Here is a 15,004-nt window from a genome sequence, read left to right as displayed (position 1 = left end):
GCGTGGGGCGACGGGCTCGGGCGGTTCGCCCGGCGGCACGTCGAGTCGGCGCGCACCGACCGCGACCCGGAGATGGCGTCGGCGTGGCGGGCGCTGCGGCGACGGGGAGCGTGACGCCGTGCCGGTCGTGTACGTGCTGGTCGCCATCGTGTGGATCGGGCTGGTCGCGGCCGAGTGCGTGTTCGTCCTGCCGGTTGCTTTCGCGCTCGCCCTGCTCGCCGGGTTCGGCCTGGGGCTCGGCCGTTTCTTCACCGTCGCCTGGCGCACTCTCACCGCCACCGGTGTGGACGGCCCGTCCCCGGTCCGCCGCCCCGCGCCCGGGCCGCCGGACTCCGCCTACCCGCACTACCTGCTGGTCCAGGTGTGGCGCGACATGGCGGCGCTCGAACGCCGCACCCTGCCCTGGTGCGTGACGCAGGCCCGGTGGGCGGCCGGCACGCTGACCGAGACGCTGATGAAACCGCCTCAGGGGCTCGCGCTGTTCCCCCTGTGGTTCGGGCTGTGCGCCGGCATGGCGCTGTCCGTGCTGCCGCTCGCCGTCGCGGTGCTGGCGTTCGCCCTGGCCACGGCGGTGATGGCGGCGGCCGGCCTGGTCGTCTGGTCGGTCTGCGTGGCGGTGCTCGGCACGGTCGAGCGCGTCTGGATGGCCTACCGCCGGATCCTGCTGGCCTGCCCGCACGCGGGCTGCTACCAGCGGTTCGCGCTGCCGGAGTACTCCTGCCCACGCTGCGACGAACGCCACTCCCGGCTCATGCCGAACCGGCTGGGCGCGTTCCGGCACGTGTGCCGCTGCGGCGCGCGGCTGCCCACGACGATCCTGCTGGGGCGGTTCCGCCTCGGGGCGTACTGCCCGCACTGTCACCGGCGGCTGCCCGGCCGGATCGGTCGGGCGCGGGTGGAGCCGCTGCCGTTCGTCGGCGGCCCGGCGGCGGGCAAGACGACGCTGATGTTCCTCGCCGTGCGCGCGCTGCGCGCGAGCGCCGCCGGCGCGAGTGGCCGCGCGGGCTTCGGCGAGGCACGCGACGCGCGGGCGTACGCCGGGGCGATGGCCGAACTCGACCGCGGCGGACGGCTCGCCAAGACCGGCCCCGAGCTGCCCGTGGCGACCATGCTCGACCTGACGCTGCCGACCGCGCACCGGATCCTCTACCTGTTCGACCCGGCCGGCGAGTTGCACACGGGCGCGACGCGGGTCGAGCGGCTGCGATACCTCGACCACGGCGAGGCGCTGCTGTTCGTCATCGACCCGTTCGCCCTGCCGGAGCTGCGATCCGCGCTCACCACGGACGAGCTCCTCCTCGTGGAGCAGACGACCGCGACCTCCGACGAGGACCCCTCCGACACCCTGCAACGGCTGCTGACCGAGCTGCGGTCCCGCGCCGACCAGGGCCGGCAACGGCGTATCGCGGTGGTGGTCACCAAGGCCGACGTGCTGCGCCGCACGGCGGTGGGCGCGGGTCTCGGCGACGACGCTCGCGGCTGGCTGGAGGGACTCGGCCTCGGCAACACGATCCGTACACTCGAACGCACCGCCGCCGAGGTCCGCTACTTCGCGTCCGGCCTGGACAGCCCGCCCGCGGCGCTGGCCGAGCTGTTCGGCTGGGCGGCCGGGCTGCCGCTGGACGGCCGGGCCGACCCGGCGTTCGACGACCGGCCGGCCGCGGACGAGCTGCGCGAGCCCTGGCCGGTGGCGGGCCGCCCGGCCTCGCTGGTCCCGTACGGGCACCAGGCGGGCCGCAGCGCACTGTTCGCCGCGCTGACCGTCCTGGGCCCGCTGATCATGATCCTGCTCGGCCTGTCCGTTTACGCGCGGTTCCGCTGAGCCATCGGTGTGAACCCTCGCGTCCCGCGGGTAACGGTCACAGTGTGAAAGCGATCGTGATGAACCAATATGGCGGTCCGGACGTGCTGAAACTCGCCACGGACGCGCCTGAGCCCAAGGTCGGGCCCGACTTCGTCCTCGTACGCGTCAGGGCGGCCGGGGTGAACCCGGTGGACTGGAAGATCCGGGAGGGCCGGCTCGACGGGCTCTTCCAGACGGACTTCCCGGTCATCCCGGGCTGGGACCTGGCGGGCGTGGTCGAACGCGTCGGGCCGGCCGTCAGCGAGTTCTCACCGGGCGATGAGGTCATCGGTTACGTGCGCGAGGACCACGTGGGCCGCGGCACGTACGCCGAACTGGTGTCCGCGCCGGTACGCACGCTCGGCCGCAAACCGGCACGGCTGTCGTGGGCCGAGGCGGCGGGCCTGCCGCTCGCAGGCCTGACGGCGTACCAGGCGCTGATGAAGGCGCTGGCGGTGAACGAGGACGACACGGTGCTCATCCACGCGGCGAGCGGCGGTGTCGGGTCGTTCGCCGTGCAGATCGCGCTGGCGAGGGGCGCCCGGGTCATCGGCACGGCCGGCCCGCACAACCATGACCATCTGCGGTCGCTCGGCGCCGAGCCGGTGGCGTACGACGCGGGGCTCGCGGACGAGGTGCGGCGGCTCGCGCCGGGGGGCGTCTCGGCGGCGCTGGACCTGGTGGGCGGCGAGGCCCTCGACGTGACGCCGGAGCTGCTGACCGGCAAGGGCCGGTGGGCGTCGATCGTGGACCCGACGGTGACCGAACGCGGCGGGCGATACGTGTTCGTCCGCCCGGACCCGACGGACCTGGCGGCGCTGGCGCGACTCGCCGACGACGGCCGCCTGACGGTCCCGGTGGCGAAGACGTTCCCGCTCCCGGAGGCGGCGGAGGCCCAGCGCCTGAGCGCGGAGGGACACACACGCGGCAAGATCGTACTGACCGTGGACTAGGTACCCGCCGGGCCGCTGCGCGGCGCCCAGGCGACGCCTGGGCGCCGCTCGGCATGAATGTGACTTCGAGCCCGCGCGGGCCTCGCGCGGCGGGCCGGAACCGCGCGCTGGCAGACACCCGCATTATGGCGAATATTTACTTTCTTCGCCGCTGTTCGAAGGTTCATGACGACGACGCGATGCGCTCGATTCGTCGCGTCTTGTGGCGTTCTGTCGCATTCCACCGACGCGCCGGGGTGAACCGCTACATCCCCCCACAAAGCCGGTCGACCCGGTCGATCGGGCGTCGACCCGACGTGCGTTCGGTCACTACGCTGCGCGCCTGTTCCCGACGGCGCCGCCATTGACCACTCCCCCATTTCCGCAGATGAGAGCCGCAATTCCGTTGTTGCGCGACCGACCGCCCCACCACTTGGTTACAGTGGGTAAGTACTTCGCTCCATACTTTCCGCTCCGAACGCGTTGCCGTTCTCGCGACACTTCAGATACATTGCGCCGTAATCGGGCTGTGACTTACCTCCATCCGGGAGGTGACAGACCGACCGCCGAATCCGGCTGCACCCCCAGTGCAGCGGGAACCGGGGACCCACGAAGTCCCTTGGGGTGAATCCGTCTCGCACGGTAGGGCTCCTCCTGGCCCGAACCCGTCAGCTAACCCGGTAGGCGGCGTTAGGGGAGACATGGATCCGATAGGTCACAAACTGCTGCAGGTCGCCAAGGGCCAGCTCGGCTATCACGAGAAGGTCAGCGGATACACCAAGTACGGCGACTGGTACGGCAAGCACGTCGGCAAGGACCCCGTCTTCAAGGACGCGGCCTGGTGCGACATGTTCCTCGCCTGGGCCGCGGACAAGGCCGGCGTCCAGGACTGGGCGGGCGAGTTCGCCTCCACCCCGGACCACGCGAAGTGGTTCAAGAAGCACGACGCGTGGGGGCACCACCCCGAGCCGGGCGCCATCGTCTTCTTCTCGTGGAACGGCGGGAAGAGCATCGGCGACATCGAGCACGTGGGCATCGTCGAGTCGGTGCACGGCCACACGCTGCACACGATCGAGGCCAACCACAACGACCAGCTCGGCCGCGCCACCCGTGACGTCAGCCAGGTCGTCGGGTACGGCTACCCGTCGAAGGTGAAGGTCAAGGCGGCCCCGGCCGAGCAGAAGTACGTCCCGAAGCACTCGGCGCCGCCGCCGTCCGCCAAGGAGATCACCGAGCAGCCCGCCACGCCCGCGCACGAGATGCAGACGACGGCCCAGCACGACTCCGCGCCGCCGCTGCCCGACCAGCAGGCCGCCCTCACCGGGCTGCTGGCCGTCGTGGTGTTCGGCACCGTGGCGCTGGCGCTGAGCAAGGCGAAGGTCCGCGTGCCGGTGCCGACTCCGAACGTCCGCGTCCGCAAGCGCGGCAAGCACCACCGCACGCCGGTCGAGATGCCCGCCGACATGAACGTGGCCGACCTGGACGCCGCGGACGCCGGTACGGCGGTCATGCCGATCGTGTCCGCGGAGGCCGCGGCACTGGCCGAGGACAAGGAGTTCTGGGGCAAGATCACCGAGCTGGAGGAGGACGCCGAGCTGGCGTTCTGGAACACCCTCCACTCCGCGATCTCCCAGTCCGACTCCGCCGAGTCCCTCAACGTCTGAGCCCGAGGGCCCTCCCCCGTGGGGAGGGCCCTCGGTGTTCTCTCCGGGTCTCCTTCTCGCCGAGCCCGGAACCGCCGCTTTCCTCCGGTCCCGCGCCGAGCCGAGCGTTCGATCCGAACGACCGGCCCGGCCCGTGGACCCGCCGCAGGCCGACCCAGCCCCTGGAGCGCGATCTCGCGCTCGGTCGGCCTGCGACGGCGGCATCCCCCGCCTCACCCGCTTGACCCCGGGGTCAACGTCCAACGTCGTCGCGATCCCGCCCGGCACGGCCGAGTGAGCCGGACGACGACGAGGGCGGGCAGGACATGACAATGACGACGTCGCTCCAGGGCCAGAGTGTGATCGTGACCGGCGGCGACACCGGAATCGGCCGGGCGACCGCCCGTCAGCTCGAGGGCGCCCGGGTGCCCGCCGTGGGCCGGACCACGGAGAAACTCAAGCGGACCACCGCGACCCGGCATCCGCACGTTCGCCGCCGACGTCGCCGCAGCCCCCGCCCGGATCGTGGCCGCCGCGATCGAGGCGTTGGGGCGGATCGACCTCCTGGTGAACAACGCCGCCATCGCCCGGCCGGCGCCCGACCAAGCCGGCGAGCTCGCCGGCCAGCGTTGGGCCTCGGCGAGTGTCGCGATACGGGTGAACAGGCGTGAGCTCATCACCTCCTGCCACTCCGGCACGGGGCGAACCATCCATCCAGAGTGCTCGGTGGAGTCGAGGACGATCTTGTCGAGCTCCTCCGAGGTCAGCACACCACCGTCGAAGACGAATCCGATCTTGACACATGGCCATCCAGGGCTAGGTCCTAGAAAATGCTCCGGCATCGCGAAGTACGGCCGGGCCGGTCAAATGTCTCAAGATCACCACGACGCCGATGCAGCACACCATCCACTGCAACCGGCTCTGGGAGCAAGTGCGGCTTGTAATTGACGTAGTACTGCCAGGTGCTTAAAACGCGTTCCCCGGCGCGTGCGCGTACACCTAGGGCGGGCCGACGGGTCCGCGCCAGGCGGACCGCCCGAGGGCGGGTAGCAGCCCGCCGGCCCTAGCCACCACACGACTACCTCGCGAAAGGCACCATGTGACTCTCACACCCTAGTGCTTGGTCGGGCGGCCTCGGTGATGTGCGCGTCCTCCAGCTCGGCGGCGTACGTCAGGACGATCGCCACGGGGCGGTTGTAGTGCTCAATGACGATGCGGCCGCCGTGACGTGACGTGGTCGAGCACCTCGCGCCACTGCTGGCGGGTCTCGGCGCTCTTCATGCGTTGGACTGGTCCGTCCTGCGAGTGCGGAGCATCCGCCTGCTGCCCTCACCCGGTCTCACCGCCGAGGACCTTCACGCGTTCCTGCCCTGCCTCGACCTCGGTTCCGGTCCGGAAAGAGGCGCCCACCGTACCGACCGGAATGGACCCTGACGCCGTACACCATCGCCACGGACCGCCCGGCGCATTTCCCGAGATATCGGCCTATGCAGCACCGTCCCCAGCCGGACCTCGCTCTCTCCTAGGCGGAAAGAACCACGAGGGCATCACCCACAGTGACCATCCTGGAAGCCGCCAGGCCATCTCCGCATGTTCTGGTTGGCCGTCACGTCACGGTCCGTTAATGTCCCACGGTGTCACCGGCCGGTTCCCGGCCGGACCGCCGAATCGCCTCACGCGCAAGCCAGCGCGCCGGGCGAACCGGGGACCCACTCACGGAGCGCTCCACGGGACTCTCTCCCATCGCGCTCGGTCCCGGGGTGAATCCGTAACCGGTAGGGCTTCTCCTTGCCCGAACCCGTCAGCTAACCCGGTAGGCGGCCCAGGAGAAAGAGGAGCACCTGAATGGAGCCTTCGCGAACCGCGAAAGCGCATCATAGGCAGCACCGCAGTAAAAACGCCGTGGTCGCCGGCATTCTTCTCACCGCCGGACTGATCGCACCATCGCCGGCGGCCGAGGCGAAGCCGACACCCGGCATCGACGCGGTCCGGCAACAGGCCGACCAGCTGAACACCCAGCTCGAACAGCTCACCGAGCAGTACGACGGACTGCGTGTCCGGCTGCGGCAGGCCCAGCGCGCCAGCGCGATCGCCAAGGCGACCTCGCAGCGCGAGACCAAGGCCCTCAAGGCCATCCAGCGGCGTGTCGGCCGGCTGGCCGCGCTGCGCTACATGAACAGCGCACCCGACGAGGCCCCTGCCCTGTTCTCCTCCAGGGACCCGCAGGCACTGCTGGACCAGGCCGCGACCCTGCACTTCTTCACCCAGCAGGACGACACCCAGGTCCGCCAGCTCACCCAGGCGATCCAGAACGCCGAGCGCGCCTGGCAGAACGCCCAGGACCGGGCGTCGCGGTCCGCGGCGCTCAAGACGCAGCTCGCGCAGAAGAAGACGACGATCGGCAGGACGCTCGACAAGCTGCGCAGGCCGTTGCTCAAGGACGCCGTCGAGCGCGCCGAGCACGGCGAGAGCGTGCCGGAGATCCCGGGCGGGTCCAGCAAGGCGATCGGGGCCGTACGCGCGGCGCTGACGCAGCTCGGCGTCCCGTACGTCTGGGGCGGCGCCACGCCCGGGAAGGGGTTCGACTGCTCCGGGCTGACCATGTGGGCGTACAAGCAGGTCGGGGTGAACCTGCCGCACTACGGCGGCGACCAGTGGAACGCCGGCGTCCACGTCCCACGGAACGATCTACAGCCCGGTGACCTGGTGTTCTTCTACTCCGACATCCACCACATGGGGATGTACCTGGGAGACGGGAAGTTCATCCACGCACCGCACACCGGCGACCACGTGCGCGTCGCCGACCTGGCGACCCGCCCGTTCGCCGGAGCCGTACGCATCGTCTGAGTGAAGGGGCCCCGGGCGCGGGGCCCCTTTTCTCACTTCGTCGTGCGGTACATCTCCGCGACCATGAACGCCAGGTCGAGCGCCTGGCTGCGGTTGAGCCGCGGGTCGCAGGCGGTCTCGTACCGCTGGTGCAGGTCGTCTTCGACGATCTCGTGGCCGCCGCCCACGCACTCGGTGACGTCGTCGCCGGTGAACTCCAGGTGGACGCCGCCCGGGTGGGTGCCCAGCGACCGGTGGACGTCGAAGAAGCCCTCCACCTCGGCCACGACGTCGTCGAACCGGCGGGTCTTGTAGCCGCTCTCCGCCTCGAACGTGTTGCCGTGCATCGGGTCGCAGATCCACGCGACCTTCGCCCCGCTCGCGGTGACCTTCTCCACCAGCGGCGGCAGCGCGTCTTGGACGCGACCGGCGCCCATGCGGATCACGAACGTCAGGCGGCCCGGCTCGCGCTCGGGGTCGAGCTTGTCGATGAGCGCCAGGGCGTCCTCGGCGGACGTCGTCGGGCCGAGCTTGACCCCGATCGGGTTGCGGATGCGCCGCATGAACTCCACGTGCGCGCCGTCGAGCTGCCGGGTGCGCTCGCCGATCCACAGGAAGTGCCCGGACACGTCGTACGGCAGGCCGGAACGCGAGTCGATGCGGGTCAGCGCCCGCTCGTAGTCGAGGATGAGCGCCTCGTGGCTGGAGTACAGCTGGACGCGGTGGAACTCCTCCGGGTCGGCGCCGGCGGCGTGCATGAACGCCAGCGCCCGGTCGATCTCGCCCGCCAGCCGCTCGTAGCGGCGCCCGGCCGGGCTGTTGGCCACGAAGTCCTGGTTCCACGCGTGGACCTGACGCAGGTCGGCGTACCCGCCCTGGGTGAAGGCGCGGCAGAGGTTCAGCGTCACCGCGGCGGCGTGGTAGGCCCGCAGCAGACGTCCCGGGTCGGGCATCCGGTCCTCGGCGGTGAAGCCGAAGCCGTTGACCATGTCGCCGCGGTACGCGGGAAGCTCGACGCCGTCCCGGACCTCGACCGGCTTGGAGCGCGGCTTGGCGAACTGGCCCGCCATCCGGCCGATCTTCACGACCGGCACGCTCGCGGCGTACGTCAGGACGACCGACATCTGGAGCAGGGTCTTGAGCTTGTTGCGCACGTCGTCGGCGGTGGCGCCGGAGAACGTCTCCGCGCAGTCGCCGCCCTGCAGCACGAACGCCTCGCCACGCGCGACGGCGGCGAGCTCCGCACGGAGCTGGTCGCACTCGCCCGCGAACACGAGCGGCGGAAGCTTGGCGAGCTGGTCGGCGACGCCGCGCACCTGAGCGGGGTCGGGCCAATCGGGCTGCTGGGCCGCAGGAAGATCACGCCAGGAGTCAAGGAGGTCCACGGGCACCTAGGGTATCGACCCCTACGCCATGCATGGGCAGGCGGCCACCCGCGACGCGGCGCCCTTGCCCGGTCTTGGGGAGACGCATACCCTCCAGGCCGCCGTCCCCGGCCTCGGCAGGGGCGAGGAGGATGGACGGCGGGGACACCGACCACCAAGGGGGACATGATGGGCGAAAGCGAAGGTCTCGGGCAGACCGTACGGGAGTGGCTGCGGAGCCTGGAGGTGTTCGCCGGCCCGCTGGCGGACTTCGACCCCGCTCGTGCCCCGGCCGAGCCGGTCGACCTGTTCCTCGGCTGGCTGAGGGAGGCGGTCGAGGCCGGGGTGCCAGATCCACACGCCATGACGCTGTCGACCGTCGGTACGGACGGCGGCCCCGACGCACGGGTCCTCATCCTCAAGAACGTGGACGCCGGCGGCTGGCAGTTCGCGGTCCACGCCGGCAGTCCCAAGGGCCGTCAGCTGGCGGACGTGCCCCGCGCGGCACTCACCTTCTACTGGCCGCTGCAAGGCCGCCAGGTACGCGTGCGGGGCGGCGTGGAGCCCGCCTCCCCCGAACAGAGCGCCGCCGACCTGCTGGCCCGTGCGCCCTCCGCCCGCGCCGAGGCGCTGCTGGGCCGCCAGAGCGGACATCTGGAGAGCCTTGAGGACCGCGACCGCGCCTTCCGCGCGGCGCTGGCCCGGATCGAGGCGGACCCCGCCCTGGTCAGTACGGAGTGGACGCTCTACACGCTCGTTCCGGCCGAGATCGAGTTCTGGCAGGCCGACAAGGACCGCGTTCACACCCGGCTGCGGTACGAACGCACGGATCCTCACGGCCCGTGGGAACGCCACATGCTGTGGCCGTAGTCTCCACCGGTCGGTCCGGTCCGGGGCCGGACCACAGTTGATCGCCTTCACCCCGGGCGCGGCCCGCTTCTGCGATGATGGGCCGATTCTCCGCAGACAGCCGACGACGCATGAGGTTCTGACATGAGCACCACCAGCCGCGCCTATGACATCTGGCTCCGTAAGCCGGAAGAGGCCCAGCAGCTCCTGGAGTCGAGGCAGGCCGATCTCGAAGGCGACGGGCTGTCGCTGCTGTCGTGGCTCGTCCTCACCAACGAGCGAGACGACCGGAAGTCCGAGCAGATCGCCAACGCGGCCCTCGCAGCCGGCGGCGACACCCGTTTCGCCACCGCGGCGCTCGCCGAGGTGTACAAGTGGCGAGGCGACTACAACCGCTCCGCGGAGATCGTCCGCTCGGCGCGCGAGAAGTACCCGACCATCCCCTGGTACGCCCTGACGCTGGCCGACATCCTCAAGGACGGCGGCCGCCTCGACGAGGCCGAGGCGCTCCTTGAGTCGGTCGTGAACGACTCCCAGCTGCGCCGGCACGCGCTCAAGCGCCTGTCGAAGTGGGCGGTGGACCGGGGTGACAAGCTCCGCGCCCTGAAGTACCAGACCGACCTGATCGCGCTGGCGCCGGACTACCTGGTCTACGCGTCGGACTACACGCTGCTGGCCCACCTGCGGCTCGAGGCGGGCGACCCCGCGGGCGCACGGGAGGTCCTCCAGCGCGGGGCGTCCATCTACGCGGGCAACCTGCAGATCAGGGAGATGCTGCACCAGCACTTCGGCGAGACGGCCCCGGCGAAGCCGCCGACGGTGGCGCCGGTCGACGAGCGGACCGTCGGCGCCCGCCGCATCCCCATCAAGACCAGGATGATCACGCTGCGCTCCGGCATCCTCCCGGTGATCCAGGAGGCCACCGCCGGCCAGCTGCGTCCCGACGACATCCTCGCGCTGTCCGAGAGCCCCGCCTCGGCCGGTCAGGGCCGGATGATCCCGCTGGAGATGATCACGCCGGAGGGCATGGCCAAGCAGCTCAGCAAGTTCGTCGGCAAGATCGGGCCGCTGCACAGCCCGGCCGGCATGCAGGGCGCGATCATGGAGGCCGGGCGCGCGAAGGTGCTGCTCGGCGCCGCCGCGGGCGCGGCCGGCAAACTCGTCGGCAAGCGCGGCTGGTTCTACCGCGTCGCCGGGCCGGGCGCCGCGATGATCGACGACGTGGCCGCCGCCCTGCCGCCGCACGACCACCACCTCCTCTTCGGCCCCGGCCGTCCCGACAAGCTGTCGGAGGAGCTCGCCGCGGCCCTCGGCTGCCACGTGTGCGTCGTCGACGCGAACAACCTGACCGGAGCATGGGTCGTCGGCGCGTCGGCGGGCGTCGACCGCAAGTGGGTGGAGAAGGTCCTGTCGGACAACCCGGCCGGCAACGAGGACGAGCAGACCCCCATCGTGGTGATCCGCAAGATCTGAGCACACGCGTCGACGGGCCCGGAAACCGACGACCGGGCCCGTCGAATCCCCGGGGACGTCTTCAACGGCCGTGTGTACCCATTCGCGCCGTCGACCGCGACGGCGAGTCGGCACCCGCCAGATCCTCCAGGACAAGCTGCCGCTCGGGCGCGGCGTCCTCCACCTGTACGCCGAGCAGAGCCCGCGCGCCACGACCATCCGGTACGAACCGCGCACGACGGGTGAGGTGATCGACAAGATCGCCACCACACCCCGCGCGATCGGCCACGCAGGCGACCCGGCCACGGACTCGCCGCTCTCGTCCTGATCTCGTCCCGGCAGGTCTTCGCGCGGAGGAGATCCGTTCGGGCGACCCGATCGGCGTAGCGGGGTGAACAGCCCTTATCGTGGTGATCCGCAACAGTTGAGGCCCATCCGCGCCTCTCCTTCGTAACGACGCCCTGGTCCGGTACGTCCGGCGCCGGGGCGCTCTCGTCCCCCAGGCTCGGAGAAGATCAAGTGCGCACACGGACGGTCGCCGGACTCATGACCCTTGGGATGCTCGCCGCCGGATGCGGCGGCGGTGGCGGGGGTGGCGGAGGCACGTCGCCGAGCCCCTCGGCGTCCGCCACGACCCCGGCCGCGAACACGCTGACCGAGGCCCGGGCGCGGGCCATCTTCGCCCAGTACCAGAAGACCAACAACCAGGCCAACGCCCACATGTCGGACAAGACGCTGTCCACGATCGAGACCGGGGCGATGCTGAAGAGCGACCTGGCCGACTACAAGGTCACCCGGGCCGGTCTGGACTCGAAGATCAAGCCGTTCACCTACCACTCTCCCCGCTTCTACATCCCGCGCAACGCCGACTGGTTCGCGGTCGACGCGAAGCCCTCGGGCGGCGGCGAGGAGTTCCTCGTCTTCGCGGACAGCGGCGGAACGTACAAGCTCGCCACCACCGCCTGGAAGGACAAGACGTCGTTCCCCGCCATCGCGCGGGGCGCGGACGGCTCGGCCACGGCGGTGACGACGCCGGCCACCGCGAAGGTCGCCGCCGCGCACTCGGAGTACCTCAGCAACGTCGCGGCGGGCCTGCGTGGCACGGGCTTCGCGTCCGGCGGCCTGACCTCCAAGCTCGGCACGCAGTGGCGCGGCTTCGTCAACAAGATCACCTCGGACGCCGCGTGGCGCGGCGGGACGACCTGGAAGCCGGCCGACTACCCCGTGTACGCGCTCGCGACCGCCGACGGCGGTGCCCTCGTCTGGTACACCGCGACGCAGGAACTCGACTACAGCACGGAGATCACGACCGCCTGGTACCAGCCCGACAAGCCCTTCTTCGCCTTCGGACCGAAGAGGTACCACCACGACTACCACGGCACGTGGCTGTGGAGGTTCGCCGCGCACCTGCCCAAGGACGGCGGGAAGACCGTCGTGCTGGCGTCGGGGCACCTGCCGATCGGGGCGAGCGGAAGCTGACCCCCCGCGGGCCCAGGTCCCGTGACCTGGGCTCGCGGCGGGCCCGGCGATCGGCCGGTCAGCGGTGCGCGGCGGTGATGGCCTCGCGCGCCGCCTGGGCGACCTGCTCGATGTGCCACTCGCTCAGGCCCTGGTGGACCGGGAGCGCGAGCATCTGGTGACGCAACGGCTCGAGTTCGCCGAAGCGCGCGCGGTCGAGCAGGGGGTGTGCCACCGGCCAGATCTCGATCGAGCGTACGCCGCGTTTTTGCAGCTCGGCGATGGTGCGGTCGCGCTCGGGCACGCGTACGGGGAAGTAGAGCGGCGCGACGCCGTCGGGCAGGCCGCGGAACCGGTCGGGGCAGACCTCGGGCAGGGAGTTCAGCAGGATCTGGTAGTTGCGGCGGCGGAGTTCGCGGATGCGCTGCCCGTCGGCGCCGTGCACGGCCCACTCGGTCATGCGGGAGGGCTTGGACGCCGCGTTCTCCATGTCGGCGACCTCGAGGTCCCACTCGCCGATGACGACCTCGGTGAGCGTGCCCGCCTGGACCGCCTGTTCGGTCTTGCTGACCTTGCGGAAGACCTTGGTGGCGGGGGCGCGCAGCACGCCGGCGCGCGACTGGGCGGCCCAGCCCATGCCCTGAGAGGCGATCGAGCGCGCCATGCCCTTCCACGGCGGCCGGCCGGTCGCCTCGATGGATCCGCCCCGGATGAGCACCGCGCCGCCGTCGGGCACACCCAGCGACTTGCGCGGGCAGAAGATGGCCGCGTCGCCGCGCGAGCCGATGGCCCCGCCGCCGTCGTAGGAGAACAGCGCGTGCGCGGCGTCCTCGATGACCCGGGTGCCGGGCGGCAGAGACGGCATCGGGAAGCCGTAGTAGGAGATGAGATAGGTGGCGTGGCACTGCCGGGCCACCCGCATCAGGTCCTCCTCGTCGACCTGCAACGTCGGGAAGACCCGGTAGAAGACGACCTCGCAGCCGGCGAGCCGGGCCGCCTCGACCTCCGAGCCGCAGTGGTAGGCGGGCATCGCGATGCGGGTGCCGGCGCCGAGGCCGAGTGCCTTCAGCGCCAGCCAGATCGCACCGCGCCCCAGGTGCGTGAAGGTGAGCCCGTCCCTGTCGAACGGGAAGAGCCGAGACCGCCGCGTCACCAGGGAGGCCGGCTCGAGTGGCGGATAAACGCTCATCAACGGGTCGCTCATAGTGGCAACACCTTACTGGCCGACTTGAGCCAAGATATGGGTTCGCCCACCCGAGAAACTTCACGGCGCCCCGGCACGTCGTACCCCTCAGAGGTGATGCATGGAACTGTCCACACTCGGCGACGTCTGGCACGACGTCATCGGCACGCAACCGCATCCGCCGTGGTGGCTGGTCACGCTGACGGGCGTGGCCGCGCTCGGGGCGGTGTCGGTCCGTTCGGTGTGGCATGTGCTGCGCAACGTCGTGACCATCGCGCACGAGGGCGGGCACGCGCTCGCCGCGCTGGTCACCGGCCGGCAACTCCACAGCATCCGCCTCCACTCCGACACCTCGGGCGTGACCGTCTCCAGCGGCAAGCCGTACGGCGCGGGCATGATCGTCACGGCGTTCGCCGGCTATGTCACGCCGCCGCTGCTCGGCCTCGGCGCGGCCGGGCTGCTCGCGACCGGGCACATCACGGCCATGCTCTGGGCGGGCATCGTCCTGCTGGCCGCGATCCTCCTGCTGATCCGCAACGTGTACGGAGTGCTGTCCGTCGTCACGACCGGTGCGGTGATCTTCGCGGTGTCCTGGTTCGGTTCGCCGACCGTGCAGGCGGCGTTCGCGTACGGGTTCACCTGGTTCCTGTTGCTCGCGGGCGCGCGCCCGGTGGTGGAGCTGCAGAGCAAGCGCGCCCGGGGCCGCGCGCCCGACTCCGACGCCGACCAGCTGGCCCGGCTCACCGGCATGCCGGGGCTGATGTGGGTGTTCGGCTTCGGCGTCGTCTCCGTCATCGCGCTCGTGGCGGGCGGCGCGTGGCTGCTGCCGGACTCGCTGCCGCACCTGCCGAACTGGCACTGACGTGCCCCCGGGTCCCGGCGCGCGCACAGCCCGGGGGCCGGCCTGGACATCGACGAGGCCTCGGCCCGGTACGACCGCCGCGTGCTGCGGCTGCTGGTCCGGGATCGTCGATCACTTGACGGGGCGGCCCCGGTCGGCGTCGACGACGTACCAGGTCGTGCCGTACGCGCTGAGGCCCTGACCGTTGATGTCGCCGGGCCCGATGTCGCGCGCCGAGTAGTAGAGCGGCCAGCCGTTGTACTCCACCTGGGTCGGACCGTCGGTCCGGCCGATCGTGCCGAGCCAGGCCGAGTTCACCTCGGGTCCGGCGTTGACCTGGCCGTTGGTGAACAGCGGCGGCCAGTCCTTCGTGCAGGCGCCGGTGCAGTTCGACTCGAAGTCGGCGTTGTCCTTGGCCGCCACGTAGATCGTCTTGCCCCGGCCGTCCTCGAGGATCCGGCCGTACCGCGTCTGCCTCGCCCTGATCTCCAGCGGACCGGCGCCGGGCGAGGCGGACGAGGCGGGCGGCGGAATCTCGCCGGACGGCGCCGGCCGGGGCTCCGGCGACCTCGGCGACTCGGCCGGTGACGACTCCGGCGCCGCCGGCGATCCC

The 15,004-nt window shown here is 71.2% G+C and carries 12 protein-coding genes and 2 riboswitches; of the genes, 9 read left to right on the top strand and 3 right to left on the bottom strand.

Annotated elements, in window-relative coordinates:
* Positions 1-118 precede the first annotated feature (118 nt).
* From ACFFNX_RS23605 to ACFFNX_RS23590, 4 genes are all read left to right on the top strand, one after another.
* Entirely contained in the window at positions 119-1,822 is a 1,704-nt protein-coding gene (locus tag ACFFNX_RS23605; protein WP_378206155.1) for a TRAFAC clade GTPase domain-containing protein, read from the top strand.
* Positions 1,823-1,866: 44 nt separating this feature from the next.
* A complete protein-coding gene (locus ACFFNX_RS23600; protein WP_378206152.1) occupies positions 1,867-2,796 on the top strand; it encodes an NADP-dependent oxidoreductase in 930 nt (309 codons plus the stop codon).
* A 533-nt stretch (positions 2,797-3,329) separates the two neighbouring features.
* Positions 3,330-3,478: riboswitch (cyclic di-AMP (ydaO/yuaA leader) on the top strand.
* The gene (locus ACFFNX_RS23595; RefSeq protein ID WP_378206149.1) at positions 3,477-4,439 is read left to right on the top strand and encodes a CHAP domain-containing protein; all 963 of its coding nucleotides are present in this window, start codon (positions 3,477-3,479) and stop codon (positions 4,437-4,439) included. Its footprint overlaps the riboswitch before it by 2 nt.
* 1,630 nt (positions 4,440-6,069) lie before the next feature.
* Positions 6,070-6,252: riboswitch (cyclic di-AMP (ydaO/yuaA leader) on the top strand.
* A 68-nt stretch (positions 6,253-6,320) separates the two neighbouring features.
* Positions 6,321-7,265, top strand: coding sequence for a C40 family peptidase (locus tag ACFFNX_RS23590; protein WP_378206146.1), 945 nt, complete (start codon positions 6,321-6,323; stop codon positions 7,263-7,265).
* A 32-nt stretch (positions 7,266-7,297) separates the two neighbouring features.
* Here the strand turns inward: ACFFNX_RS23590 and ACFFNX_RS23585 are convergent, their stop codons facing one another.
* On the bottom strand, positions 7,298-8,629 hold the full coding sequence (locus ACFFNX_RS23585; RefSeq protein WP_378206143.1) for a class II 3-deoxy-7-phosphoheptulonate synthase: 1,332 nt from the start codon (positions 8,627-8,629) through the stop codon (positions 7,298-7,300).
* Positions 8,630-8,797: 168 nt separating this feature from the next.
* Between ACFFNX_RS23585 and ACFFNX_RS23580 the strand changes: the two genes are divergently transcribed.
* From ACFFNX_RS23580 to ACFFNX_RS23565, 4 genes are all read left to right on the top strand, one after another.
* Positions 8,798-9,478, top strand: a complete 681-nt coding sequence (locus ACFFNX_RS23580) for a pyridoxine/pyridoxamine 5'-phosphate oxidase (protein WP_378206140.1) — start codon at positions 8,798-8,800, stop codon at positions 9,476-9,478.
* A 123-nt stretch (positions 9,479-9,601) separates the two neighbouring features.
* Positions 9,602-10,930, top strand: a complete 1,329-nt coding sequence (locus ACFFNX_RS23575; protein WP_378206137.1) for a tetratricopeptide repeat protein — start codon at positions 9,602-9,604, stop codon at positions 10,928-10,930.
* 70 nt (positions 10,931-11,000) lie between these two features.
* Positions 11,001-11,237: a hypothetical protein gene (locus ACFFNX_RS23570; protein ID WP_378206134.1), complete on the top strand. Its 237-nt coding sequence runs from the start codon at positions 11,001-11,003 to the stop codon at positions 11,235-11,237.
* A 191-nt stretch (positions 11,238-11,428) separates the two neighbouring features.
* A complete protein-coding gene (locus ACFFNX_RS23565) occupies positions 11,429-12,388 on the top strand; it encodes a DUF8094 domain-containing protein (protein WP_378206131.1) in 960 nt (319 codons plus the stop codon).
* A gap of 58 nt (positions 12,389-12,446) precedes the next feature.
* Here ACFFNX_RS23565 and ACFFNX_RS23560 read toward each other — a convergent pair whose 3' ends face one another.
* Complete coding sequence (locus tag ACFFNX_RS23560) at positions 12,447-13,571, bottom strand: DegT/DnrJ/EryC1/StrS family aminotransferase (RefSeq protein ID WP_378206128.1); 1,125 nt, start codon at positions 13,569-13,571, stop codon at positions 12,447-12,449.
* 100 nt (positions 13,572-13,671) lie between these two features.
* Here ACFFNX_RS23560 and ACFFNX_RS23555 point away from each other — a divergent pair, with 100 nt between their 5' ends.
* On the top strand, positions 13,672-14,412 hold the full coding sequence (locus ACFFNX_RS23555; protein WP_378206125.1) for a M50 family metallopeptidase: 741 nt from the start codon (positions 13,672-13,674) through the stop codon (positions 14,410-14,412).
* 111 nt (positions 14,413-14,523) lie between these two features.
* Here the strand turns inward: ACFFNX_RS23555 and ACFFNX_RS23550 are convergent.
* The coding region (locus tag ACFFNX_RS23550) for a COG4315 family predicted lipoprotein (RefSeq protein ID WP_378206122.1) at positions 14,524-15,004 on the bottom strand (481 nt) is incomplete at its 5' end.

This window comes from Actinoallomurus acaciae, assembly GCF_042429965.1.
Classification (GTDB): Bacteria; Actinomycetota; Actinomycetes; order Streptosporangiales; family Streptosporangiaceae; genus Actinoallomurus; species Actinoallomurus acaciae.
Note: the sequence above shows the minus strand (reverse complement) of the source record. Positions and strands in the feature narration are given on the sequence as shown.

Bases quoted from the DNA above. Each gene is read 5' to 3' on its own strand.
- ACFFNX_RS23580 (WP_378206140.1), top strand. From the start codon at position 8,798: ATGGGCGAAAGCGAAGGTCTCGGGCAGACCGTACGGGAGTGGCTGCGG.
- ACFFNX_RS23595 (WP_378206149.1), top strand. From the start codon at position 3,477: ATGGATCCGATAGGTCACAAACTGCTGCAGGTCGCCAAGGGCCAGCTC.
- ACFFNX_RS23560 (WP_378206128.1), bottom strand. From the start codon at position 13,571: ATGAGCGACCCGTTGATGAGCGTTTATCCGCCACTCGAGCCGGCCTCC.
- ACFFNX_RS23575 (WP_378206137.1), top strand. From the start codon at position 9,602: ATGAGCACCACCAGCCGCGCCTATGACATCTGGCTCCGTAAGCCGGAA.
- ACFFNX_RS23555 (WP_378206125.1), top strand. From the start codon at position 13,672: ATGGAACTGTCCACACTCGGCGACGTCTGGCACGACGTCATCGGCACG.